The sequence below is a fragment of the Nonomuraea sp. NPDC049646 genome, from assembly GCF_044465525.1.
GTDB lineage: Bacteria > Actinomycetota > Actinomycetes > Streptosporangiales > Streptosporangiaceae > Nonomuraea.
Genome location: NZ_JBITLU010000001.1, coordinates 563,176 through 585,655 on the forward strand (window position 1 = coordinate 563,176; position 22,480 = coordinate 585,655).

The following is a 22,480-nucleotide window of genomic DNA, read 5'->3' on the forward strand; positions in this document are numbered from 1 at the left end:
CCGGGGGCGGCGGCGGGGTCGGCGGGTCAGCGGCGGGGGCAGGCGAACTCGTCGTGCGGGCCCCAGGTGGTCTTCACGTCGCCGCCGTCGCGGCGGCCGCACTCCATGGCCACCACCGGCCCTTGGGGGGTGTCGCGCAGGATGAGGAACCGCTTGTCGGACGGCACGACGGTCACCGCGCCCGACGCGTTGCGGGGATCGCTCGGGTAGACGATCGTCCCCGTCGCGCCGCGCAGGCCGGCGTCGCCGCCGACGCCGAAGGAGGACAGGACCTGCACCGAGCCCCGCCCGCACCCCGCCGCCTTGTTGAGCTGGCAGACGGTGTTGACGGCCGTGGCCATGGTCATGAGGGCGTCGTAGGCGAGCGGCCCGCGCCAGTGGTCGTACCAGGCGTCGTGGCCGTAGGCGGCGGAGTAGCGGGCGAGGTACTCCTTGCCCATCTCGTTCGGCGGCCGGCTGGGCAGCGCGTGCGCCGAGTAGTACAGCGTGACGCCGTCGAACGACAGTTGCTGCGCCCGCGTCACCGTGGTGGTGACGTCGGCCCCGGCCAGCACGGTGAGGGCGCTCGGGCAGGCGTTCTTGCCCTTGACGGTCTGCAGGAAGTCGCGCAGCCGCTGGGCCCGTCCCGGCCACAGGACCAGGGTGCGCCGCGGGTCCTTGGCGACGATCGCGCAGGTCTCGTCGGCCAGCGCCGGCAGGCTGTACACGGTCTTGCCGCCGGGCTGCGGGCTCTTGTTCGACGGCGAGAACCACAGCCGGGTGCTCGGCCGGAACTCGGCGGCGAAGTCGTCGCTGAGGGTCTTGCTGTAGTCGTCGTCGGGATCGCCGATGACGACGGCCGACGCGGCGGGGGCGCAGGTGCCGTCCGCGGCGGGGATGACGCCGGCGTTCCTGACGAAGGCCGCGATGAGCCGGGCCTGCTCCGGGTTGTCGTAGGAGACCTGGTGATAGAGCGGGTGCGACTGGAAGGTCTCGGAGGTGGCGCCGATGCCCAGCATGGGCAGGCCGCCGTCGCCGAGGATCCGCTGGGCCTCGATCGTCTCCTTCCTGCTCTCGCCCAGCCCGATGACGCCGAGCACCTTCCGGTCCGGCTGGGCCGCGATCCGGCGCGCGATCTCGGGCGCCTTCGCGTACCCGGCCCCGGCCTCCTGGACGTTCACCCGCACGAAGACGTTGCCGTCGTAGTTGCGCCGGCTGTGCGGGGTGGCCTCCGCCATGTCGTTCATCTTCTGCTGGGCCAGCCGGATCCCGCGCAGCTCGGGGAGCACGCCGTTGTACTCGGGGTGCTCGAAGGCCGCGACGCCGGAGCCGAGGTACACCACGGTCTTGACGGTGTATCCCTGCTTCTCCTTGGCCTCGACCCTGGCGTTCTCGGCCTCGATCCGCTGCTTGTCGGCGGCGTAGAGGCTCTTCGCCCCGGCGGCGTCGGGGACCGGGGAGGTCGGGCTCGCCTGGCCGGGCGCCGGTCGCGCGAGGCACGAGGTGTCCGGCGGCCGGATCGGGGGCAGCCAGGGGATCGCGAGCACCGCCGCCAGGCCGACGGCGGCCAGGCCCTGCGCCACGGCCTCCGTCGCGGCGAGCGCGGGGCTGCCGAGCCGCACGGGGATCCTGGTCCGGCCCGCCAGGGCGGCGGCGTCGAGGCCGCCGGTCCCCTGGATGACGCCGTCCGCCGGGTCGAGGGCGGCCTTGCCGCCGGGAGCGGTCGCCGTCCACCGCAGGTCGGGGCCAGGGGTCTCGGCGTCGGACGCCGGCGCGGCGATCACGACCGTGCGACGTACGCGGGTGTCCCGTACGGCCTCGGCGACGCGGTCGGTGAGCGCGGCGTCGCCGGTGACGAAGAGCACGAACCTGCTGCGGCGACGCCGCCGCCACGGCGACAGCCTGGGCGTGAAGGCCGCCTCCAGGTCGCACAGGAGCGCCCGGAGCAGGGCCCCCTCCTGCCTGTCCAGGTCGGGGCCCCACATGAGCCGGCCGGCTTCGGGGAAGAAGTCGGCCTTGTCGTGCCCGATGTAGCCGGGGAACCAGCCGCGGGTCCGGCGGCGCCACGACCAGCGGAAGACTCCGCGGATCGCCCAGCCCGCCACGATGAACAGCAGAACCTGGAAAAACAACGACAATCCGCCTACTTGGTTGGCACTCCGTACGAAATAGGCGAGATTTGGGTGAAGGTCGTGAAATGCCAGCTCTAATGCGCCGGTTGCCGGGTCACCAGCCTTTATCGCTTTTATGGCTCGATAACGGGGAAAACGTACTGTGCCCCAGCCGCGTGGCGTCGTGTTGCCGAGCTGGACGACGATCCCGCCCAGGTCAACGGCCCCGTCGATCTCGGCGTACGGGACGAGGGGCCGGTCGTCCGCCGTGCGCAGCCGGCGGGCCAGCGCCTCGACCACGACGCCGGGGGCGGCCGCCCGGGCGCCCTTGAAGATCCGCACGACCAGCGCCGGAACGCCCCCGCGGGCCGTCACTCTTTCGTCGATCATCGAGGCGAACGCGTCGAAGTCGCCGTTCGAGGGAGCCATGCACCCAGTATTGGGGGCGCGGATGATCCGGCCCGCCCGCGATACGAAAGTGAAATCCAACCGGGCGGCGCACGATCCCGCTCATCGGCGCTCGCGCAGGAGCGAGCGCAGCCCGGCGGTGTCGACGAGGTGGGCCAGTCTCGGGAACACGCCGCTCATCAGCGCCTGGTGGACGTGCCGGTCCGGGTCGGCGACCCCGTCCGACAGGACGTGCAGCCGGTAGTCGCGGTCGGCGGCGTCGGCGACGGTGGACAGCACGGCGCCGCTGGTGGTGAGCCCGGCGACGACCAGGGTGGTGACACCGCGCGCCCGCAGCCGGCGGTCGAGGTCCGTCGTGGACAGCGCGCCCACCCGGGTCTTGCGGACGACCAGGTCCCCGGGCTCGGGCGCGACCCGCCGGTGGAAGTCCGCGCCGGGGTCCTCATGATGCAGCAGGCGTCCGCGCCCGATGAGCGAGAACGTCGGGTTGGCGGCCGGGATCGCCGCCCAGTCGGCCTCGGTGAAGCCGAGCCGCACGTGGACGACGGCGGCGCCGTGCGCGCGCATGCCGGCGGCGGCGTCGGCCACCCGGGACAGCAGCGCCTCCCGCTCCTCCGGGCCGGGGAGCGAGGCGAGCACGCCCTGCTGGAGGTCCAGGACGAGCAGCGCGGCCGTGCGGGGGTCGAGCTCGGGTGACGTGACGGTCATCGTCGTCTCCTTGGTGATGAGGGGTTTCAGGAGTGGGGCGCCGGCGCCGGCTCGGGAAGGGCCGCGGCGGCGCGCCGGGGAAGCAGCAGCGGGGTCGCCAGCACGAACAGGCCGGCCAGGCCGATGGCCGTACGGGGGCCGAGCAGCGCGCCCAGCACCCCCCACAGGGCCGTCAGCAGCGCGGTCGACGCCTTGGTCGTCACCGACCAGGCCGACAGCGTGCGGGTGACCCGGTCGTTCGGGGTGCGTTCGAGGCGGTAGGTGGCCGAGACGGGGTTGAAGACGCCGCAGCAGAAGATGAGCCCGAGTTCGACGCCCATCACCAGCAGCAGCCCTCCGGTGCCCGGCCCCACGAAGGCCAGCCCGACGGGCCACACCGCGCGCAGCGTCCCGGTCGCGACCAGGACGCGGTGCTGCCCGAACCGGGTGACCAGCGGACGGGCCAGCCGCGCCCCGAGCAGCCCGCCGATCGCGGGCACGGCGAAGGCGAGTCCGTACTGCCAGGAGGTGAACCCCAGCCGGCCGAGCATCAGGACGGCCAGCAGCGCGTCGGCGGCCATCAGCAGCCCGTTGAACAGGGCGGTGTTGAGGAACAGCGGGCGCAGCGCGGCGTCGGCGAGGATGTGGCGCCAGCCGTCGAGCAGGTCGCCCGCGCGCACGCGCGCGGGCTCCCGGCGTCCGGGGCGCGGCTCGCCGCCGCCCGTCGCGCGGACGCCCAGGGCCGACAGCAGGTAGCTGACCGCGTCGGCCACCACCGTCGCGACCGGGCCGAGGAGCGCGATGGCGGCGCCGCCCAGGGGCGGCCCGACGATGGTGGTCGTCCAGGTCGTGGACTCCAGGCGGGCGTTCGCGACGAGCAGGTGCTCGCCGGGCAGCAGCGCCTTGAGGTACGCCCCGGAGGCGGCGCGGAAGGTGATGTCGGCCGCCGCCACCACGACCGAGACCAGCAGGAGCTGGACGAAGGTGAGCACGCCGAGCGCGAACGCGGCGGGGATCGTCAGCAGCGCCGCGAACCGCGCCAGGTCCGCCCCGATCAGCACGGGCCGCTTGCGGCGGAACTCCACCCACGGGCCGAGCGGCACCGCCACGGCCGCGCCCACCGCCGCGCCGACGGCCGACAGCGCCGCGACCTCCGCCGGCCCGGCGTGCAGCACCTGGACGGCGATCAGCGGGAACGCGCCGAAGGCGAGCCACGTGCCGAGCGCGCTGGTGCCGTACGCCGCCCACAACCATCCGAACCGGCGGCCCAGCCGGTGCCCGTCCCTCATGTGCGATGCTTCCCGTCACTCGTACAACCGATATGCGATCGGGAGCATCCAATCGGGCCGGTGAACAGGAGATCAAACAACCGGACGGCCCGATCCGCACAACCGTTGGTTGTGTCCGTAAGGTGTGCGCATGGACCTCGACATCGTCCGGACCTTCGTCGCCGCCGCCGAGGCGGGGCAGTTCCAGGAGGCCGCCGCCGACCTGGCGGTCACCCAGCAGGCCGTCTCCAAGCGCATCGCCGCCCTGGAACGCGACCTCGGCGTGCGGCTGTTCACCCGCACCCCGCGCGGCACGAAGCTCACCATCGACGGGCAGGCGTTCCTGCCGCACGCCCGCGAGCTGCTGCGGGTCGCCGAGCGGGCGGTCGCGTCCGTACGGCCGGGCAGCCGTCCGCTGCGGGTGGACGTGCTGGCCTCGCGCGGCGTGGGGTCGGGCCTGATGCGCGGCTTCCATCACGCCTACCCCGGCATCGACCTCGACGTGGTGATGCTGTTCGACATCGACGCGGCCGTCTCCGCCATCCGGTCCGGCACGATCGACGCCTCCTTCCGCGCCGTCGCCATGCCCGGCCGGCCCCTTCCCGACGACGTCGAGTCCGCCTGGGTGGCCGACGAGGCCCTCCAGCTCCTCACCGGCCCCGCCCACGCGCTGGCCGACGCCCGCTCGGTGACCCTCGGACAGCTCGCCGGACACCGGATCTGGATGCCCGGCCTCGCCCCCGGCACGGAGTGGACCGCCTTCTACGACGACCTGGTCGCCGAGTTCGGCCTCAGCATCGAGGCGACCGGCCCGAACTTCGGCTCCGACGTGCTGCTCGACACCATCGCCGACACCCCGGCCCTGGCCACGTTCATGGGCGACCGGACCCGGCTCGTCTGGCCCGCCGGTCACGGGCTGCGCCGCATCCCGGTGACCGGCCCCACGCCCGTCTACCCGCACTCGCTCCTGTGGCGCCGCGACAACCCGCACCCCGGCGCTGGCCACCCTGCGCGCCCACCTGGCCGCCACGGCGGGCGAGCGCCAGGCCGGGACGTGGGCCCCGGCCTGGACGCGCGCGGGGGACGGCCGCCGGACGGGCTGACCGTCCCCTCGCCGGTCAGCCCTCCTGAGGTCCCTGGGTGACCCGGTAGTCGTGGAGCAGGGTGTTCTTGGGGCACCACTCCTCCGAGACCGACGTGCCGCCCACCATGGGCCCGGGCCGCTCCGGCTCGATCCCGCAGCGGATGTGGACCTGGTGCCAGTGCTGGTAGGTGCCGGGCGGGCAGACGGACCGCGCCCCGAACTGCTCGTACTTGATGACGCCGCCGCCGACGCGGTGGGTCTGCTCGGCCCGGCACGGCCCGTCGGCCGCCCGGAGATGCGGCCCGGCGTGCGCCGGGCCGGGGGGCGATGTCAGGGCGGCGGCGACGGCGGCGGCTGTGAGTGCGCTGCGTGCGCGCATGGTGGTCTCCTTCGGTCGGGGTCGGCGCAAGCGGCCGACGCGCTCCGGGGCGCGGCCGGGCGTGCCCGCCCGCGTCCGGTGGACGACAGCGAAGCCGTCCCGGCGCGGTGTCCAACAGCGTCTCGGCCGTAGTCGGCCGGACCCGTCCGGCGTGGGACGGCGCATCGGCGGCTCCCTGGCCCTCCTACGCCCCGGTAGGGTCATCCGGGCATCTCCGGACAGAAGGACCCCCTCTGGTGAATCTGGGCATCGTCGGGCAGGCCGCGGGGCTGTTCGCCGTCACCAACATCGACGACATCCTGATCCTGGCGTTGTTCTTCGCCCAGGGCGCGGGCAGGCGGGGCGCCGCCGTCCGGATCGTGGCGGGGCAGTACCTGGGGTTCCTCGCCCTCGTGGCGGTGGCCGTGGCGGCGGGCTTCGGGGCGACCTTCCTGCCCGGGTCGCTGATCCCGTACTTGGGGCTGCTTCCCCTCGCCCTGGGCGTCAAGGCCGCCTGGCAGGCGTGGCGGAACCGCCGCGACGGCGACGACGGCGAACCGGACGGCGAAGCGGACGGCGGCCCGAGGATCCTGGAGGTCGCCGCCGTCACCTTCGCCAACGGCGGCGACAACATCGGCGTGTACGTGCCGGTCTTCGCCACCGCCGGGCCGGGCGGCACCGGCGGGTACGTCGCCGTGTTCCTCGTCCTGGTCGGCGTGTGGTGCGCGGCCGGACGGCTCTTCGCCACCCGTCCCCTGGTCGCCCGCGCCCTGAGCCGGTGGGGGCACGTCCTGTTGCCCGCGGTGCTGATCGGCCTGGGCCTGCTCATCCTCGTCGAGGGCGGGGCCTTCGGTCTCTAGATCCGGGCGAACTTCGGCGCGGCTCCGAACCAAGGGCCGGGCGGGGGCGTCCAACAAGATCACGGCATCGGAAGGGGGTCCGGATGGTGATCCGCTCGGGCGGCGACCCGGGGGCGCGGGCATGGTGAAGCGCGGGCGTGCCGCCCGTCCGGCGCCGCGGATCGACGTGGGCCGCCTGCCCGAGGACGTCGTGGCGCTCGTCGACGCCCTCGAACCCGGCGAGAGCCTGGTCCTCACGCGGGACGGCGCGTCGATCGCGTCGATCTCCAGCACCGTCGACGTGGTCCAGGGCGCCGTGGTGGACCGCACGGCGCCGGACGAGCCCCGCGAGCCGCCGCCGGTCGACCACGACAGCGTGACGGTCGTGGCCACCGCGATGGAGTTGTCGAACGCCGCCCGGGTCGCGCTGTCCGACCGGCTCGGGGCCGACTACGTGGTGCTCGACATGCACGCCGCCCCGGCGACGGCCGACGTGCTGCTGGTGCCCGCCGGCAGCCCACAGCTCATCGGCGGGCTGCGGTCGATGTTCCCGAAGGCCCGCGTGGTCGTCACCGAGATCGAGGACCCGGAGCTCGGCGTCCGGTACGACGGCCCGGTCCGGCGGCTGCTCGACGCCGGCGCGGACGCGTACCTGCCGCCGGCGACCGTCCCGGCGCTGGCCAGGCAGCTCGGCCACGTCCTTGACCAGGGGCGCGAGCTCACCGGCGGGGCCACGGCGCCGCTGCAGATCGCCCCGCCCCCGGCGGCGGACGGCGACCCGGAGGAGCGGGTCTAGCCCCGTCAACCGGAAGATTGCCGGAAATCGATCATCAGGCGACGATTGGCTCATGCGTCTGAACTTCCAGGTGGGCGACCTCGCGGCCACCCGGTTCGTGGTCTCGCCCCTGACCCACGCGATCTTCGCGGCCTTCAGCGTCCACCATCCCGAGCTGACCGAGAAGGGCTCGATCTGGCGGGACATCGCCGGGGCCGTGCCGCGCCGGACGCTGCCGCTGCTCGACATCCTCAACCGCGGCGCCTCCCGCGTCACCCTGCACGAGGGCCTGGTCACCTCGGAGGTGGCGCCGCCGATCGAGACCGCCGCGCTCTCCGACGAGCTCGACGCGCTCGCCGCCCTGGACACCCCGCCCGAGGAGCGCGAGTTCGGCGGGGACCTGTGGCGCTTCAGCGGGGTGCCGGGACGGCCCGACCTCGACATGGACCCGGCGCGGTTCCGCCGGGCCCTGGCCGACAGCATGTACGTGCTCTTCCACCGGTTCCTCGCCCCGGAATGGCCCGGCATGCGCCGCCGGCTCGAAGCCCGCCTGGCCGCCTACCAGGAGACGGTGGCGCGGATCGGGCTCGGCTCCGCGCTCAGCACCCTCAGCCCGCGGCTGTCCTGGGACGGCGGCGGCATGGTCGTCGCGGGCGGGCCGCCGATCACGGTCGATCTCGGCGGACGCGGCCTGCTGCTCCATCCGATCTCCGGCGCCTCCCCCCGCTACCTGGGCATCGCGACCACCCGGGACCGGCGCAGCTCGGTGCTCACGGTCCCGATGCCCGACGGCGGCCGCCAGGTGCTGCCGTCACCGCCCTTCGACACGCTCGCCGCGCTGGTCGGGCGGGCGCGGGCGCGGGTGATGCGGGCCGTCGGCGGACACGGCTGCCGTACGGACGAACTGGCCGGGCGGCTCAGGGTCAGCGCCTCCACCGCCTCCGAGCACGTCACCGTGCTGCGCAACGCCGGGCTGATCGCCACCCGCCGCGACGGCCGGGCCGTCCACCATCACCTGACCTCCCTCGGCGCCCGCCTGCTGGAGGCCAACGGCTGAACCCGAAGGCGTTGGCGAAGGCGAACTCCGAGCCGTAGCCGACCGCGGCGGCGACCGTGCTCAGCGCGGCGTCGGAGTCGCGCAGCATGCGCGCGGCCGTGCTCAGCCGCCACCAGGTCAGGTAGGACAGCGGCGGCCGGCCGACGAACTGGGTGAACCGGCGGGAGAACGCCGCGCGCGACAGCCGGGCGCGGCGGCCGAGTACCGCGGGCCTTCCACGAGACCCGCGCGTGAACGGGCGGCCCGCCACCGGTCCGGGGGCTCAGGCCGGGGAGGCGTCCGGGGAGAGGAAGTCGCGGACGAGACGGTCGTAACGGGCGCGGTCCACGTTCCACGCCTCCGTGTGCTCGCCCCGCTCGAACGGCTCGAACCGGATCTCCCACCCCAGCCGCCCGCCCGCGGCCACGAGCCCGTACGCCTCCCGGATCGGGTGCTCGGCGTCGGGGACGGTGTGGATCAGCAGCAGCGGCGGCCGGACCCGCGGCGGACGCCGGATCAGGCTGAGCCGGTCCGGATCGACCCCGGTGCGCCACCGGACGACCTGGTTCGACAGCCCGGCCAGGAAGCCGGGCAGGTGATGGTTCTTGACGCCCTGTTCTGCGGTCATGCCAACGTCGATCATGGGGGCGTCCATGACGACCCGGTCGACCAGGGACGCCAGCGGCGACCGGTCCAGGAACTGGCCGACGACCTGGCCGCCCATCGAGGTGCCGTACAGGACGAACCGCCGCGCTCCCATGGTCCGCGCGTGGCGCAGGGCGGCCTCCAGATCGCGCCACTCCGAGTCGCCCAGGTGCAGCAGCCCGTCGGGCGAGGCGGGCGCGCCCTGGTCGTTGCGGTAGCTGATGTCCAGGAAGGGCAGCCGCAGCCCGTGCACGACGGGCAGGACCTTCAGCTCCGCCTTGCGCCGCCCGTTCTGGCCGTGGACGGCGACCACCCAGGTGTCGCCCTGGCCGGGCACGTACCAGGCCGGCGCGGGGCCCAGCTCGGTGGGCACCATGATCTCGCTGTAGCCGATCCCCCAGGCCACCTCGGGATCGCCGGGCGGCACGTTGCCGAACCAGCCGGGCGTGCCCGCCGAGGGGACGTGACCGCGCAGCACCTTGCGCGTCACCCGGTCGGCGGCGCCGGAGACGACGTCCCCGAGCATGGCGTACGAGCCGGTCCACTCCAGCCAGTACGTGCCCGGCTTGCCGGTCTCCGGCGTGCGGGTGAGCGTCACCAGGTCGCCCCGCACGGCCAGGACCTCGGTGTTGCCCGCGCCGTGGCGGACGACGCCGACCGACTGCTCGCTGCCGAACCAGGCCCCGGCCCCTGCCGCCCCGGCCAGGACGACGACCACCGCCAGGCCCGCGATCCACAACCGCCGCTTCTTCAGTGCTCGCATGTATACAGAGTAAACTATCGGCGTTTACGGCGTATACAGCGTCTGCTCAGGGGGTTCCGGCCAGGAGGTCCGAGAGCCGGTGCAGGCCGCGCGAGATGCGGGCCTTGACGGTGCCGATGGGCACGCGCAGGTGCTCGGCGATCTCCCGCTGGGTCAGGTCGGCGAAGTAGGCCAGCTCGATGGCCTGCCTCTGGGCGTCCGACAGTTCGGCGAGCGCGCGGTCGATCTGGTCGCGGTCGCCGAGCGCGTCGGGCGCCGGGCGGGCGCGTCCCGGCAGGTCTCCGGCCTCCTGCAGCGGCACGGTCAGCAGCCGCCGCGCCCGCAGATGGTCGACGGCGCGGCGGTGGGCGATGGCGAAGACCCACGCGGCCTGGCTGCGCCCGGGGTCGTACCGCCCGCGCGAGCGCCACACGTCGGCGAAGACGACCTGCAGCAGGTCCTCCACCTCCTGGGCGGGCACGAACCTGCGCAGGTAGGAGCGCACGGCGGGAGCGTGCGTGCGGTAGCACTCGCCGAGCGCTTCCTCGTCACTGGTGTCCATGCGCCTGCCCCTCACCGCAAAAACCTATTCAAAACTTATTCATACCGAGGCGTGGCAGGCGATCACAAGCTCATCGGGGGAAAGGGCGGCTCAAATCAAGGTCGACATGACGCATGCGACGGCGTCGGGCAGCGTCGAGACCCTGACGACGCCCGCGGGGACCGCGCCCTGCCAGCCGCGCCCGCCGACGACGATCCGGCAGGCCGGGCGCACCTGCGGCAGGGCGGCGAGCGGCGCGGTGTCGCCGGTCTCCGCCCGCTGAGACCAGACGAACACCGCCGCGGGAGCCAGCCGCCGCATCGCGTGCGCCAGCGCCGCGTAGGGGGTGCGGGCGCCGAGCACGCGGGTCTGCACGCCGCGCTCGGCGAGCGCGGCGGCCAGGGCGTGCACCGGAAGGCTGTGCTGCTCCTCCTCGGCACAGGCCAGGAGCACCGGCCGGTCCGGCCGCGGCGGCACGTCGCCGGCGAGCCGGTGCAGCGCCGCCTGGAGGTGGCCGGACAGCAGGTGCTCGGCGTCGATGCCGGAGCCGGTCGCGTCCTGGCCCCGGCAGACGGCGTCGAGCGCGGGCAGGAAGAGGTGCTCCCACGTCCACACCACGCCCTGCGCGGCCAGCGTCTCCTCGACCAGGGCGGCGACCGCGCGGCCGTCGAGCATGACCGCGGCGCGGGCCAGCGCGGCGACGACCTGCCGCGGCGCGGGCCGCCCGCCGGGAGGCCGCGGCGTGCGCCGGCCGCCGGAGGGGACGGCCGCCGGCCGCGCGCCGGACGGCGGCGCGGCGGGGGTGTCGGGGGTGTCGGGCAGCGCGAGGGCGAGCCTGGCCGCCTCGGCCGGCACCAGACCGGTGGCGATCAGGCGTTTCATCTCGGCCAGCCGCCGCACGTCGGCGCTGCCGTAGCGGCGGTGGCCGCCGGGGCTGCGGCGGCTGGGGCCCAGGCCGTAGCGCAGGTTCCAGGTGCGCAGCGTCGGCGCGGGGATGCCGAGGCGGCGGGAGACGGCTCCGATGCCGAATCCCGCCTCCTCCTCGCTGACCGGTGTGTCCTCGTCCATGGTGTTCCCGCTGCCGCTCGACGTGTCCGACTATCTTTTCGCGCTTGCGGGGTCCTTGGGCGCATGGCTGGGCGCGTCCGGCTTGATCCCGTTGTCCGGTGACGTGCAACCGGGCGCGCTCCTGGCACGAAAGCTGTTGATAGCGACAGAAGGAGCTGCGTGCATGGACACGGTGACCCCGCAGGCCGGGCACGTGCGTGGGACGGCCGCCCGATGAGCCCGGTGGTCGTCGTCGGGGCCGGGCTGGGCGGGCTGGCCGCGGCCGTCCACCTGGCGGCCGCCGGCCGTCAGGTCACCGTGGTCGAGGCGCTCGACGAGCCCGGGGGCTGCTGCGGCACCGCCCGGCTCGGGCCGTTCCGCTTCGACACCGGCCCCTCGGTGCTGACCATGCCGGGCGTGCTCGCCGAGGTCTTCGGCGCGGCCGGGCAGGAGCTGCGGCACTGGCTGCCGTTGCGCCGCCTGGACCCGTCGTACCGGATGGTCTTCGACGACGGGTCGCGGCTGGACGTCCTGCCCGGGCGCGAGGCGATGGCCGAGCAGGTGCGGACGGTGTGCGGGCCCGCCGAGGCGGCGCGCTACGAGCGCTACCGCGCCCTGCTCGACGAGCTGTTCCGGGTGGAGTGGCCGGCGTTCATCGACGCGGACATGACCCGGCTGCGTTCCCTGGCCCGGCCGGCCGCGCTGCTCCGGCTGGCCCGGCTGGGCGGCTTCCGGCGGCTGGACCGCCTGGCCGCCCGGTACCTGCGCGACCCCCGGCTGATCAAGGCCCACACCTTCCAGTCCCTGTACGTGGGGCTCGCCCCGCAGCGCGCGCTCGGCATCTACGCCGTCATCGCCCACATGGACACCGTCGGCGGCGTGTACTTCCCGCGGCGCGGCGGCATGCACGCCATCCCCTCGGCCATGGCGGCCCTGCTGGCGAAGCTGGGCGCCGACATCCGCTACGGCGCCCGCGCCGACAAGGTCGAGACTGACTCCGACGGCGTCACCGGCGTGCTGCTGGCGGGCGGCGAGCGGCTCGCGGCGCGGCAGGTGGTCGTGGCCTGCGACCGCCTGGCCGCCCGGCGGCTGCTGCCCGGCCCGGCGGCCGACTGGCGGTTGCGCCGCCCCCACCACTCCCCCTCCTGCCTGGTGCTGCACGTCGGCCTGGACCGTCCCCTGGACGGCCAGGCCCACCACACCCTGCATTTCGGCCGCGCCTGGCGGGAGACCTTCACGGCGCTGGCCGCCGGCCGTCCGCAGCCCGATCCCAGCCTGCTGATCACCCATCCCGAGCCGGACGGCGAGGCCGCGCCGCCCGGGCAGGCCACGCTCAGCGTCCTGGAACCCGCGCCCAACCTGCGGACCGCAGACTGGGAGCGGTTGCGGCCCGAGCTGGAGACGCGGCTGCTCGGCCGCCTGGCCGCGCTCGGCCACGGCGACCTGTCCGGCGCGCCCCGGCTGGTGCTCGACCCGCCCGCCTGGGCGGCGCGCGGGCACAGCGCGGGCACCCCGTTCGCGCTGGACCACCGCTTCACCCAGACGGCGTGGCTGCGGCCCTCGGCCGTCGCCCGGCGGGTGCCAGGACTGCACTTCGCCGGCATGTACACCGCGCCCGGCGTCGGGATCCCTCCGGTGCTGATCTCCGGCCGGCTCGCCGCCGAACGCATCCTGAAGGAGGCCCGTTGACGCTCACCGCCAGCTACGAACGCTGCCGACAACTCCACGCCCGCTACGGCCGCTCCTACTACCTGGCCACCCGCCTGCTGCCCCAGTGGAAACGCCGGCACGTGCACGCCCTGTACGGCTTCGCCCGCTACGCCGACGAGATCGTCGACTCCTTCACCATGACCGGCGACCGCGCCCGCGCGCTCGACGACCTGACCGCCAAGGTCGAGGCGGGGCTGGCCGGGGCGGCGACCGGCGATCCGATGCTGCCCGCGTTCCTGCACACCGTGCACTCCTTCGGCATCGAGCACGGCGACGTCCGCGCCTTCCTGGCCTCGATGCGCGCCGACCTGTCGGTGCGGCGGTACGCGACCTACGACGACCTGCTGGGGTACATGTCGGGATCGGCCGCCGCGATCGGCACGATGATGCTGCCGGTGCTGGAGCCGGCGCCCGGCCAGGAGGAGCGGGCCCGCGAGCCGGCCCGCCAGCTCGGCCTGGCCTTCCAGCTCACCAACTTCCTGCGCGACGTCGCCGAGGACTTCGCCCGCGGCCGGGTCTACCTGCCGATGGAGGACCTGGACAAGTTCGGCGTCGTGCCCGGCATGCTGGGCGAGCGGCGGACCCGGCGGGCGGTGCGCGACCTGCTGGCCTTCGAGGCCGGGCGGGCCCACGAGCACTACCGGGCCGCCGGCGAGGGCATCGGCCTGCTCGTCGCCTCCTCGCGGCCGTGCGTGCGCGCCGCCTTCGAGCTGTACGGCGGCATCCTCGCCGAGATCGAGCGCCGCGGCTTCGACGTCCTGGCCGGGCGGGTGCGGGTGCCGCGCCGCCGCAAGGCCGCCGTCTTCGCCCGGCACCTGCTGGCCTCCGCCGAGTCGGGCCGGGCCGAGCGGCGCGTCCGCGTGGAGCTGCCGTGACCGGCGCGGCCCCCGTGGTCCTGGACGCGATGGGCGGCGACCACGGGCCCGCCGAGGTGGTCGCGGGGGCGGTGCTGGCCTGCCGCGAGCACGGCGTGCCCGTCGTCCTGGTGGGCCCGGCGCCGCGGCTGGAGGAGGAGCTGCGGCGGCACGGCGCCGCGGGCGAGCTCGCGGTGGCGCACGCCGAGGACGCCGTGCCCATGACCGAGCGCGGGGCGGGCGCGGCCGCGATGGCCGCCTCCAGCCTGGCGATCGGCTGCGACCTGGTCGGACGGGGCGAGGGCGGGGCGCTGGTGTCGGCCGGGTCCACCGGCGCGGTGGTCGCCTGCGCGGTGCGCGGCATCGGCCGGGCGATCGGCGTGCTGCGGCCCGCGCTGGCCGTGGCGCTCCCGTCGCTGGCGGGCGGGGCGAGCGTGCTGGTGGACGCCGGCGCGATCACCGATCCGAGCCCCGCCATGCTGGCCCAGTTCGCGCTGCTGGGCGTGGGGTACGCGCGGGCCGTGCTCGGCGTGGCCGATCCGGTGGTGGGGCTGCTGTCGATCGCGGCGGAGCCGGGCAAGGGCAACCGGCTGGCCCGCCAGGCCGAAGAGCTGCTGGGCGGGCTGCCGGTGCGCTTCCACGGCCCGGTCGAGGGGCACGACGTCCTGGCCGGCACGGTGGACGTGATCGTCACCGACGGCTTCACCGGCAACGTCGTGCTCAAGAACGTCGAGGGCTGCGTGCGCACGGCGCTGACCATGGTGGCCGACGCCGGCATCGCCGCCCCCGACCGGCTCGCCGAGGTGGCGCGCCGCTACGACCCGCAGACGCACGGCGGCGCCGTCCTGCTCGGCCTGCGCGGCACCGTCGTGGTCGCGCACGGCTCGTCGCGGGCGGCCACGATCGCCCGCGCCTGCGTGGTGGCCCACACGCTGGCGGGGCGGGATCCGGCGGCCGGGATCGCGGCGGCCGCTGTCCCGGCGGCGGGATGAGGGGGTCAGCCCAGCGGGTCGCGCCCGTCCCAGCGGCCCTCGCTGGCATAGGGGACGAACCGCGCGAACAGCTCTTCGGCGTACCAGTCGCGGGCCCGTACCCGCTCGATGACCCGCCGGTGGGCCTGGCCCCGGTAGGCGAAGTCCCGTACCGCCCGCCGGTCGCGCCACAGCGAGAAGGTGGCCTGCCGGGCGAGCGGCCACTCCCCCATGCCGACCGAGGCCAGGCAGCCGTCCTGCCGCCGCAGCAGCTCCTCGACCGGCGGGACCGACCGGTAGAAGGCGACCAGCCGGCCGGGCCTGATGGACGCCCTGGTGAGCACCGCCACCGGGCCGGGCCCGCCGTCGTCGCGGTCCGGCACGCCGCCGAACGGGTCCCGGCCGCCCCACACGCCGCGCGAGGCGAGCGGGGCCAGCCGGGTCTGCCAGTACTCCGCGGACTCCGCCCGCCAGCGGGCGGCGATCGGCGAGTCGCGCAGGAACTCCTCCAGGTCGCTCTCCCGCCGCCAGACGGCGAACAGCGCCCAGCGCCGCAGGTCGGCGCCCAGCGACATCGAGCGTCCCCGGCCGGTGCCGAGCAGCCGCCAGAAGCGCGGGCCGCCGGGGCGGCGCAGCAGCGGCCGGTCGAAGGCCATGTGCTTCATCGCCCCCCTGCCCCCGTACCGGACGAGGTGGAACGACGCGATGGTTGAGGTGCTGGTGTCGGTCGTCATCGGCTACCTGCTGGGGTCGGTGCCGGTCGCGGTCCTGGCGGCGCGGGCGCACGGCGTCGATCCGCGCGACGTCGGTGACCGCAACCCGGGGTACTGGAACGTCAAGGAGCAGCTCGGGCGGTGGGCGGGCGTGCCGGTGTTCGCCGGCGACACGCTGAAGGGCGCGCTGGCCGCCCTGGTCGCGCTGGTGATCAGCGGCGGCCACACCGCCGCCTTCGGGGTGGTGTCGGGGGCGAGCGTGGCGCCGGTGTTCCTGGCGGTGGCGGCGGCCATGGCGGGGCACGCGTGGCCGCTGTTCGCCGGGTTCCGGGGCGGCCGGTGCGTGCTCACCTTCGCCGGCGGGGCCGCGGTCGTCTGCCCGCCGGCGTTCGGGCTGGCCGTGGCGGCGCTGACGCTGGCGGCGCTGGCGACGCGGTCGTTCGCGGCGGGCGCGCGCCTGGCGGTGTTCGGGCTGCCGCTGCTGCAACTGCTGTTCATGCCGGCCGAGCTGGTGGCGGCCACCGGGGGGCTGATGTGCCTCATCGGGCTGCGTTTCGGGCAGGCCGCGCTGGCCGGCCGCCGCCGCTCGTCCCGCCGCTGAATCCGCCGCCGACCCCACTGCTGACCCCACTGCCGACCTCGCCGTAGGTGCGTCCGCGCCAGTTGCGCACCGGCCGTACGGTGGCCTGCGTCAGGCGGAACGCGGTGGCCGGGTCCAGCAGCGGCGACAGCAGCAGCCCCGCCCCGGGCCGCCGGTAGCTGCCCCGCAACGCGGCCGTCAGGGACACCCGCAGCCCCAGCAGCGCCAGGTCCAGGCCGGTCGGGCGGCCCGCGGCCAGCCGCAGCACGGGCAGCGCCGCCGTCAGCCAGACGACCGCCAGGTCGGCCGCCTGCCAGGCGGGGCCGGTCACGTCGGCCAGCGGCAGCGAACGGCCCCACTCCCGCCACAGCTCGCCCGCCGAGTCGTGCATGTCGACCTCCAGCAGGTCGCCGGCGTCCAGGAAGCCCACCGACCAGCCCTGTGCGGCCAGGCGGCGGGCCAGCGCCACGTCGTCGGTCATCCGGTCGTGGACGAGCGCGAAGCCGTCCGCCTCGGTCATCCGGGACCGCCGGAAGGCCATGCACTGGCCGTTGGCGATCGCCCGGTGCGGCGGCGGCGGGCTCGGCGGGCCGACGGGGCCGAACCTGTAGACCAGCGTCGCCAGCATCGAGGCGTGCAAAGCCTGCTCCAGCGCGCCGTCGCAGACGAAACGCGGGCCGGCGCTGACCAGGTCGTAGCGGTCCAGGGCCGCGGCCAGCGCGCCGAACAGGCCGGGCGCGGGCCGGACGTCGGCGTCCAGCGTGACCACCACGCCGGCGCGGGCGGCGGCCACCCCCTGCCGCAGCGCCCACTGCTTGCCGACCCAGCCGGGCGGCAGAGGATCGGCGGTGACGACGGTGGCGCCCAGCGACGCCGCCAGCTTCGCCGTGCCGTCCCGGGAGCCGTCGTCCACGACGATCACCTCGCGGACGCCGGGGTCGGCCAGCGCGGCGCGCAGGCACGGCCCGATCCTGGCCTCCTCGTCGCGGGCGGGGACCACCACCGAGACCGGCTCGCCCTCGACCGGACGGGCCCGCAGCGCGGGCAGCCGCCGCCGCCCCCGCGCGAGCCGGGCCGCCACGACGGCCGCCGCCACGCCCTGCGCGACGGTGAGCGCCCTCATCGCGACCCGCCCGCGAGGTCCTGGGACACCAGGCCGGCCACGATGCGGGCGCCCAGCGTCACCATCGGCAGGCCCCCGCCCGGGTGGGCCGAGCCGCCCACCAGGTACAGCCCGCGCCTCGGCCCCCGGTTGCCCGGCCGGGCGAAGGACGCCAGCCTCCCCCGGTAGGCGCTGCCGTAGATCGCGCCGCCCCAGGAGCCGTACCGGTCCCGCAGGTCGGCGGGGGTGAAGACGTCGACGAAGCGCAACCGTCCGGCCAGGTCGAAGCCGCGCCCGGCCAGCCGCTCCAGCACCAGGTCCCGGTACGCCTCGACCCCGATCCCCCACCGGGACGGATCCCGGGCGGGCACGTTGACCAGCATCGTCCAGTTCTCCGCCGCGCCCGGGGCCTGGGAGGCGTCGTCCACCGCCGAGCAGCCGACGTAGACCGTCGGGTCGAGGGGCGGACGGCCCCGGTCGAAGATGTCGGCGAACTCGCGCTCGTAGTCGGCCGAGAACAGCACCGAATGGTGCGGCAGCCTCGGCGTGCGGCCCTCCACCCCGGCCAGCAGCAGGAAGGCCGAGGACGAGGTGCCGAGCCGGGCGATCCGGCGCAGCCTCCGCCGGTCCGGCGACAGGCGGCCGTACAGGGCGGCGGCGTCGGTGCCGGCCACCACGACGTCGGCGCGCACCCGTTGCCCGCTCGCCAGCCGCACCCCGGTGACCTTGGACGCGTCGGCCTCGACGGCGGCGACGGGCTCGGACAGGAAGATCTCCACCCCGGCGGCCTTCAGCAGCAGCGCCAGGTCGTCGGCCAGGCGGGCGAGGCCGCCTGGCGCGTACCAGACGCCCTGCCCGTGCTCCAGCGCCGTCACGCAGCCCAGCGCCGCCGGCGCCCGGTACGGGCTCGATCCGGCGTACGTGGCGTAGCGGCCGACGTACTGGCGGAGGCGGGGGTCGCGGAAGTGGCGCCGTGCCAGCCCGGCCAGGGTGCGGGCGGGGGCCACGGCGGTCAGGTCCGACAGCCGCGGCCGTCCCTGCCGCCGGATCGGCGGCCCGGCGAACACGGTCCGCTCGGCCGCCCGCAGGCAGCCCTGCGCCCAGTGGTGGAAGGCCGTCCAAGCCCGGCCCTCGCCCGGCGCCAGCCGCTCCACCTCGGCGGCCATCCGCGCCGGGTCGCGGTGGGCGTCCAGGACCGTGCCGTCGGCGAAGCGGTACCGGCACAGCAGGGCGGGCTCGACCAGCTCGCGCTCCAGCCCGAGCTCGCGTAGCACCCGTGGCATGGTGAGCAGCGACGGGCCGAGGGAGAAGGTGAAGCCGTCCCGGCGATGCTCGGCCAGCTTGCCGCCCAGCCGCGGCAACTGCTCGTACAGCCGCACCTCGTGACCCTGGCGGGCCAGCAGCAGCGCGCACGCCATGCCGCCCATGCCGCCGCCGATCACCGTCACCTCGGCCATGACCGCCTCCAGGCCGGCGCGGCGAACGCGCCCATCGCGATTCCTCCGGCGGCGGCGACCAGCAGGTCCGGCGGCCGGAACACCGCCGCGAAGCCCACCGTCTCCATCACCGCCATGACCGTGTACAGCGCCAGCAGCCCGCGCGCCGGTGCGCCGGGCCGGACGATCCGCCCGACCACCACCATGACCAGCGCCGACACCAGCAGCCAGCCGGCGAAGTTGCTCAGCGGCACGCCGCGGTAGAAGCCCTCCCGCGCCCACGTCCACAGGCCGAGCCGGACCATCTGGGGGTCGAGGAACAGGTCCCACGCCGTGAGCGCGCCCGCGCCCGCGCACACCCGGGCCACCCCGCCGGACGGCACGACCGCGACCGCCACCGCGTAGGCCGCCAGCCCCATGCCGCCCCACGCCAGCACCACCACCGCGGGGACCCCGGCCACCTGCGGCCACAGCGCGTCGCTGTAGCTGTAGGAGCCGAACGGGAACCCGGTCAGCAGCCCCGTCAGCTCGGCGGCGTACCCGGTCAGCGCCGCGCCGGCGAAGGCGGCCGCCGCCCTGGCCGTGCCCCAGGCGTCCGCGGCGAAGGCCAGGGCGCACGCCGCCAGCAGCGCGACGATCAGTCCGGTGAGCCGTTCGGGCCGCGCGGACAGCCCGGACGCCACCTGGCAGCCCATCATGGCCAGCACCGACAGCACGCCGAGCGCGCGGGCCGGGCGCAGCGCCGGGCCCGCGCCCGTCGCCTGCCGGTCCGGTGTGCGTTCCACATAGCTGTGTTTCGCACGGGCCGCCCGCGGGGTTGCACGAGCCGCGAGCCGGTACGGGATGAAGAGGATCTTTGCCGCGTTCCCCGCGCACGACGGGCGCCCGCTTTGGAATGCTGGGACCGTGAGCCGGCGGACGAAGACATGGTGGTTCCGGGCGGGCGTGGCAGCCGGGATGGTCCTGCTGGTGGCCGCCGCGCTGCGGCTGTGGACGCTCTACCCCGGCGACGTCGACCCGGTCGGCGCGGGGCTGGCGCTGGCCGGGACCGGCATCGCCGCGCTGTCCTGGTGGCAGGCGCAGCGGCTGGCCGACACCGACGTGCAGGCGGCCGCGACCCTGCTGGCCCGGCGGGTGCTGGCCGAGGAGCGGGCCCAGCGGGCACAGCTGCTGGGCGGCAAGGGCAGCGACGCGGTCATCGACGTCGGCTTCTCCTTCCACCCCGCCGGCGGTCCGGTCTCCGCGCCGCCGGCCGGCACCCTGAAGCAGGTGGCCGCCTACTTCCGCGAGCTGGGCGGCCCGGGGCGGCTGGTGATCACGGGGGTGGCGGGTTCGGGCAAGACCGTCCTGGCCATCGAGCTGATCCTGCGGCTGCTCGACGGCCCGCGGCCCGGCGACCGCGTCCCGGTGCGGATCACCGCGTCGAGCCTGGACCCCGACGTGCCGGTGCGGGTCATGCTCGCCCGGCACCTGACCGCCGCGTACGGCCTGAAGCCGGTGACCGCCCGCACGCTCGTGGCGGCGGAGCGCATCCTGCCCGTCGTGGACGGGCTTGACGAGATGGACGAGACCGACGAGCCGGGCTACGGGTCGCGGGCCGCCCGGGCGCTGCGCGCGCTGGAGGACTACGAGCACGGGCTGGATCGCTGCAGCATGGTCCTGACCTGCCGCACCGACCAGTACGACGCCCTGGTCGCCGACCGGGCCGTCCCCCGCGGGATCGTCCGGGTCGACGTGGGCAAGGTGGGCGGCGACCAGGCGTGGCGGTTCATCCAGGCGGTCACCGACCAGGAGGACCCCGACCGCTGGCGGCCGGTCCTGGACGCGCTGACCAGCGACGGCCACGTCCTGGCCGAGGCGCTGAACACGCCGTGGCGGCTGACCCTGGCGGTCAGCGTCTACGAGCAACGCGACCCGGTCACCGGGCGCTACGTGCGCTCCCCCGAGGCCCTCACGCGCTTCGCCGACCAGCGGTCCGTACGGGAGCATCTCCTCGGCCTGTTCATCCCCGCCCGCCTGGCCGCGGCGGACCCGGCGGGCAAGGGGCCCGACGCCGGGCGCACGCACGCCTACCTGGCCGTCCTGGCCGCTCACCTGCGCGCGAACACGGGCCGGCCGCCGTTGCACGGGCGCGTGCTGTCCGGCACGGATCTCGTGCTGCACCAGTTGTGGCCGCTGGCCGGAGACCGGGCGCGGCTCTTCGGCGCGCTGGTGGCCCTGGCGACCTGCCTTCCCGCGGTCGCCGCCGCCGTCGTCGCGGCCGTCGTGGTGTTCTCGCAGGTCGAGATCGTGGACGGCAAGATCTCGGGCCCGGCGGTGACAGCGATCGTCCTGCTCACGATGCCCGCCATGGTGGCGGCGGCTCTGCTGATCGAACCCGTCAGGGCCTGGCGGGAGGTGTGGTCCCCGGCGGACGAGGGCGGCCTGCGCCGGTTCCGCGGCGGACGCGGCCGCAGAAAGAGCGTGGTGGACGGCGTGCTGGCCGCCATGTGCGGCTGCGTGGCGGGCGCGGCGGTCGTCATGGAGTTCGACGCCGCCCTGCCGCTGTGGGTGCCGGTCGTCTTCGGCCTGCTGTTCGGAATCGGGATGGCGAGCGGCGGCGACGGCGAGAGCCGGCACGCCGGTTCCGGGGACGGCGCCGACCCCAGGGCGGTCATCCGGAACGAGGTCGGCTCGACCCTCGTGGCCGCGCTCACCTTCGGCCCCGGATTCGGGTTCATCCTGGGCATCTGGTTCGCGATGTTGCTGGACGGGGTCACGGTCGCCGCCGCGGTGGCCGTGGGCGCGGTGTTCGGCATGTCCCTGGTGGCGTCCTGGTCGCCGCTGCTGGCGCGCCGCTACCTGGGGCTGCTGCTGGCCACGCGGGGGCGGCTGCCGTGGCGGCTGGGCCGGTTCCTGCACCGCTGCTACGGCGCCGGGCTGCTGCGGATCTCCGGGATCGCCTACCAGTTCCGGCACCGCGAGCTGCAGGACTACCTGGCCACGCGCCCCCGGGCCGCCGCGGCGGACGAGGACCGGCGGCCCACGCTCCCGTGCCGGGAGCCCTCATGACGACTCGTGCGAGCGCCACACGCCCACGATGAGCGCGAGCGCCGACGTCACGACGATCAGATCGAAGATCACCTGCACGATGACCAGGGCCTTCGCCCCCTGCCCGAGGGGCACGACGTCGCCGTAGCCGACCGTGCCCAGGGTGATCACCGAGAAGTAGAGCGCGTCCACCCGCGTGCGCAGGCCGTGGAACTGGGCGGCCATCAGGAAGTACAGCGCCGCGAAGAAGACCACCACGACGATGACGACGGTCAGCAGCATCGCCAGTTGCTCCGCCAGGGACCGTCCGGGGCGCAGCGCGCGCGCCACCTGCCGTCCCAGGAGCCAGGCCAGCACGATCACCCCGGCCAGGCAGGCCAGGGCGCGCAGTTCGGGCGAGCCGTCCTGGAGTTTCTCGGTCGGCAGCGGCACGACGAAGTAGACGCCGGTGATCACGGCGGTCGCGGCCGCGCTCCGCACCCATGCCAGCACGCCGGCCGGAGAAGCACACATGACAGGAACGTTCCTCGCAGCGGCGGCCGCACCGCCGGGAATGCTCTTTCT

Annotated in this window: 22 protein-coding genes; 9 read left to right on the plus strand and 13 right to left on the minus strand. The window is 75.4% G+C overall.

The genetic code is table 11. The features are described 5' to 3' along the window. Positions 1-26: 26 nt before the first annotated feature. The 3 genes from ACIBQ8_RS02675 to ACIBQ8_RS02685 form a co-directional block, all read right to left on the minus strand. Positions 27-2,519: a hypothetical protein gene (locus tag ACIBQ8_RS02675; protein WP_397190821.1), complete on the minus strand. Its 2,493-nt coding sequence runs from the start codon at positions 2,517-2,519 to the stop codon at positions 27-29. Positions 2,520-2,600: 81 nt separating this feature from the next. Next, entirely contained in the window at positions 2,601-3,206 is a 606-nt protein-coding gene (locus ACIBQ8_RS02680; RefSeq protein WP_397168479.1) for a cysteine hydrolase family protein, read from the minus strand. Between the two features lie 26 nt (positions 3,207-3,232). After that, complete coding sequence (locus ACIBQ8_RS02685) at positions 3,233-4,474, minus strand: MFS transporter (protein WP_397190822.1); 1,242 nt, start codon at positions 4,472-4,474, stop codon at positions 3,233-3,235. Positions 4,475-4,604: 130 nt separating this feature from the next. Between ACIBQ8_RS02685 and ACIBQ8_RS02690 the strand changes: the two genes are divergently transcribed. Beyond that, on the plus strand, positions 4,605-5,597 hold the full coding sequence (locus ACIBQ8_RS02690; RefSeq protein WP_397190823.1) for a LysR family transcriptional regulator: 993 nt from the start codon (positions 4,605-4,607) through the stop codon (positions 5,595-5,597). On the opposite strand, the gene ACIBQ8_RS02695 is transcribed toward ACIBQ8_RS02690, so the two are convergent. Next, on the minus strand, positions 5,572-5,916 hold the full coding sequence (locus tag ACIBQ8_RS02695; RefSeq protein ID WP_397190824.1) for a hypothetical protein: 345 nt from the start codon (positions 5,914-5,916) through the stop codon (positions 5,572-5,574). The two genes, ACIBQ8_RS02690 and ACIBQ8_RS02695, sit on opposite strands and share 26 nt — an antisense overlap. Positions 5,917-6,152: 236 nt before the next feature. Here ACIBQ8_RS02695 and ACIBQ8_RS02700 point away from each other — a divergent pair, with 236 nt between their 5' ends. The 3 genes from ACIBQ8_RS02700 (at position 6,153) to ACIBQ8_RS02710 (ending at position 8,566) form a co-directional block, all read left to right on the plus strand. Continuing rightward, positions 6,153-6,755: a cadmium resistance transporter gene (locus ACIBQ8_RS02700; protein ID WP_397190825.1), complete on the plus strand. Its 603-nt coding sequence runs from the start codon at positions 6,153-6,155 to the stop codon at positions 6,753-6,755. A 121-nt stretch (positions 6,756-6,876) separates the two neighbouring features. After that, positions 6,877-7,530 carry a hypothetical protein gene (locus ACIBQ8_RS02705; RefSeq protein ID WP_397190826.1) on the plus strand — a complete coding sequence of 218 codons (654 nt, stop codon included), beginning with the start codon at positions 6,877-6,879 and terminating at the stop codon, positions 7,528-7,530. A gap of 52 nt (positions 7,531-7,582) precedes the next feature. Beyond that, on the plus strand, positions 7,583-8,566 hold the full coding sequence (locus ACIBQ8_RS02710; RefSeq protein WP_397190827.1) for a hypothetical protein: 984 nt from the start codon (positions 7,583-7,585) through the stop codon (positions 8,564-8,566). Here ACIBQ8_RS02710 and ACIBQ8_RS02715 read toward each other — a convergent pair. From ACIBQ8_RS02715 to ACIBQ8_RS02730, 4 genes are all read right to left on the minus strand, one after another. Then, positions 8,460-8,816 (minus strand): helix-turn-helix domain-containing protein, encoded by a 357-nt coding sequence (locus ACIBQ8_RS02715; protein ID WP_397190828.1) that lies wholly within the window; start codon positions 8,814-8,816, stop codon positions 8,460-8,462. The genes ACIBQ8_RS02710 and ACIBQ8_RS02715 overlap by 107 nt on opposite strands. A gap of 12 nt (positions 8,817-8,828) precedes the next feature. Next, positions 8,829-9,953 (minus strand): hypothetical protein, encoded by a 1,125-nt coding sequence (locus ACIBQ8_RS02720; RefSeq protein WP_397168490.1) that lies wholly within the window; start codon positions 9,951-9,953, stop codon positions 8,829-8,831. Positions 9,954-9,999: 46 nt separating this feature from the next. After that, positions 10,000-10,494, minus strand: a complete 495-nt coding sequence (locus tag ACIBQ8_RS02725; protein ID WP_397168492.1) for an RNA polymerase sigma factor — start codon at positions 10,492-10,494, stop codon at positions 10,000-10,002. Positions 10,495-10,584: 90 nt separating this feature from the next. Next, positions 10,585-11,541 carry a MerR family transcriptional regulator gene (locus ACIBQ8_RS02730; protein ID WP_397190829.1) on the minus strand — a complete coding sequence of 319 codons (957 nt, stop codon included), beginning with the start codon at positions 11,539-11,541 and terminating at the stop codon, positions 10,585-10,587. 159 nt (positions 11,542-11,700) lie between these two features. On the opposite strand from ACIBQ8_RS02730, the gene ACIBQ8_RS02735 reads away from it, so the two are divergent. The 3 genes from ACIBQ8_RS02735 to ACIBQ8_RS02745 are packed head-to-tail and all read left to right on the plus strand — an operon-like array spanning position 11,701 to position 15,076. Next, on the plus strand, positions 11,701-13,209 hold the full coding sequence (locus ACIBQ8_RS02735; protein WP_397168495.1) for a phytoene desaturase family protein: 1,509 nt from the start codon (positions 11,701-11,703) through the stop codon (positions 13,207-13,209). Beyond that, the gene (locus ACIBQ8_RS02740; RefSeq protein ID WP_397168497.1) at positions 13,206-14,105 is read left to right on the plus strand and encodes a phytoene/squalene synthase family protein; all 900 of its coding nucleotides are present in this window, start codon (positions 13,206-13,208) and stop codon (positions 14,103-14,105) included. The genes ACIBQ8_RS02735 and ACIBQ8_RS02740 overlap by 4 nt, the downstream gene beginning before the upstream one ends. Beyond that, positions 14,102-15,076 (plus strand): phosphate acyltransferase, encoded by a 975-nt coding sequence (locus tag ACIBQ8_RS02745; protein WP_397190830.1) that lies wholly within the window; start codon positions 14,102-14,104, stop codon positions 15,074-15,076. The genes ACIBQ8_RS02740 and ACIBQ8_RS02745 overlap by 4 nt, the downstream gene beginning before the upstream one ends. A gap of 5 nt (positions 15,077-15,081) precedes the next feature. On the opposite strand, the gene ACIBQ8_RS02750 is transcribed toward ACIBQ8_RS02745, so the two are convergent. After that, complete coding sequence (locus ACIBQ8_RS02750; protein ID WP_397190831.1) at positions 15,082-15,720, minus strand: spheroidene monooxygenase; 639 nt, start codon at positions 15,718-15,720, stop codon at positions 15,082-15,084. 40 nt (positions 15,721-15,760) lie between these two features. Between ACIBQ8_RS02750 and ACIBQ8_RS02755 the strand changes: the two genes are divergently transcribed. After that, the gene (locus tag ACIBQ8_RS02755; RefSeq protein WP_397168502.1) at positions 15,761-16,369 is read left to right on the plus strand and encodes a glycerol-3-phosphate acyltransferase; all 609 of its coding nucleotides are present in this window, start codon (positions 15,761-15,763) and stop codon (positions 16,367-16,369) included. Here ACIBQ8_RS02755 and ACIBQ8_RS02760 read toward each other — a convergent pair. From ACIBQ8_RS02760 to ACIBQ8_RS02770, 3 genes are read right to left on the minus strand one after another with little or no spacing between them, the layout of a single operon-like run. Further along, positions 16,308-17,471 carry a glycosyltransferase gene (locus ACIBQ8_RS02760; protein WP_397190832.1) on the minus strand — a complete coding sequence of 388 codons (1,164 nt, stop codon included), beginning with the start codon at positions 17,469-17,471 and terminating at the stop codon, positions 16,308-16,310. The genes ACIBQ8_RS02755 and ACIBQ8_RS02760 overlap by 62 nt on opposite strands. After that, a complete protein-coding gene (locus tag ACIBQ8_RS02765) occupies positions 17,468-18,907 on the minus strand; it encodes a phytoene desaturase family protein (protein ID WP_397190833.1) in 1,440 nt (479 codons plus the stop codon). The genes ACIBQ8_RS02760 and ACIBQ8_RS02765 overlap by 4 nt, the downstream gene beginning before the upstream one ends. Further along, complete coding sequence (locus ACIBQ8_RS02770) at positions 18,895-19,671, minus strand: carotenoid biosynthesis protein (RefSeq protein WP_397168508.1); 777 nt, start codon at positions 19,669-19,671, stop codon at positions 18,895-18,897. The genes ACIBQ8_RS02765 and ACIBQ8_RS02770 overlap by 13 nt, the downstream gene beginning before the upstream one ends. A gap of 121 nt (positions 19,672-19,792) precedes the next feature. On the opposite strand from ACIBQ8_RS02770, the gene ACIBQ8_RS02775 reads away from it, so the two are divergent. Further along, positions 19,793-21,937: an NACHT domain-containing protein gene (locus ACIBQ8_RS02775; protein WP_397190834.1), complete on the plus strand. Its 2,145-nt coding sequence runs from the start codon at positions 19,793-19,795 to the stop codon at positions 21,935-21,937. Here the strand turns inward: ACIBQ8_RS02775 and ACIBQ8_RS02780 are convergent. Further along, complete coding sequence (locus ACIBQ8_RS02780) at positions 21,932-22,429, minus strand: potassium channel family protein (protein WP_397168511.1); 498 nt, start codon at positions 22,427-22,429, stop codon at positions 21,932-21,934. The genes ACIBQ8_RS02775 and ACIBQ8_RS02780 overlap by 6 nt on opposite strands. Positions 22,430-22,480: the final 51 nt, after the last annotated feature.